General features: G+C 63.2%; 2 protein-coding genes. Both read right to left on the bottom strand.

The features are described 5' to 3' along the window. Positions 1-816 (bottom strand): alpha/beta hydrolase (locus tag EOA29_RS37120; protein WP_145970078.1); only part of this gene is annotated, 816 nt, incomplete at its 3' end. Between the two features lie 136 nt (positions 817-952). Next, on the bottom strand, positions 953-1186 hold a 234-nt coding region (locus EOA29_RS37115), incomplete at its 5' end, for a hypothetical protein (protein ID WP_127222437.1).

Raw genomic sequence — 1186 nt, 5'->3', positions numbered from 1 at the left:
GAAATGCCCGCCAGGCAGTGACGCTTCGGTCATGTCGGCAGCCCGCTTGCGCCATTCGGCGGGGATATTGAACAACGAGGCCATCGTTCCCGACGAGCCGTAGAATACGAGCGTCGGGCAGAGGACCTTGCGGCCGATGTCGGCGGCATCGTGTTCGAGGTCGATGCTGGCTGCCGCCCGATAGTCGGAGCAGGAACCGTGGATCATCCCGGGGTCATGCCAAGCCCGCCGGTACTCGGCGATCATCTCGGGATCGAAACTCGAAATGCTGGTCGCGCCCCAGCCGACTAGGCATGTTTCGTAAAAGAAGTCCGGATCGTTGCCTATGAGGCGCTCGGGCAACGGCTCCGGCTGCGACAGGAAATACCAGTGCCAGTAGGCGCCAGCGACATGCCTGTTCGTGTCCGTGAACATGGCATAGGTCGGCACGATATCCATGACGGTGAGCGACAGGACCGCTTCCGGATGGTCGAGCGCCATCCTGTGTCCGGTCCGTCCGCCCCTGTCGTGGCCGACCACATGGAACCGGTCGAATCCGAGTTGGCGCATCAGGCCGACCTGGTCGTTCGCCATCGCGCGAAAGCTGTAGTTCGACCGATCGGGCAGGCATTTCGGCTTCGAGGAATCGCCATAACCGCGCAGGTCGGCGCAAACGACCGTGAAACGATCCGCGAGCAAGGGGGCGACCCGAGCCCACATCGCCCGGCATTGCGGAAATCCGTGCAGCAAAAGCACCGGCGGCCCGGAACCGCCAACCTCGCAGGCGATGTCCATCCCGTCAATGGTGAAGGCCTTGCGTGCGAAACCTTCAAACATGATCCGCTTGCTCCGCGCTGGCAGCGGCCTTGGCCGCCTCATCGGCAGCCGAGTTATTTCGGAATTTGCCGCTCCGATCCATCCCTACATTCGTTGCAGCGTGTCGCGCCGGCGGCGATCAGATCGGTTCCAGCGCCTACTCGCCCGGCCGGCCTGCGCGCACATTGATGAAACCGCCAAACGCCCTCTGCACGCCGGGGATCAGTCCCCAGATCATGATCGAGACCATCAGCGGCGCGATGACCAGCGTGCGCTGCCAGATGAACCAATCCTCGGTGAGCGGGAACACCACGTAGAGAATGGCGGTGATCAGCGGATAGACGCCGGCAAGAACCAGAAGGGCAAAGCGGGGACGCGAGAAGCGGGTGGG

This window comes from Mesorhizobium sp. M1E.F.Ca.ET.063.01.1.1, assembly GCF_003998155.1.
Lineage (GTDB): Bacteria > Pseudomonadota > Alphaproteobacteria > Rhizobiales > Rhizobiaceae > Mesorhizobium.
This window is presented reverse-complemented; position numbering and strand designations above follow the sequence as displayed.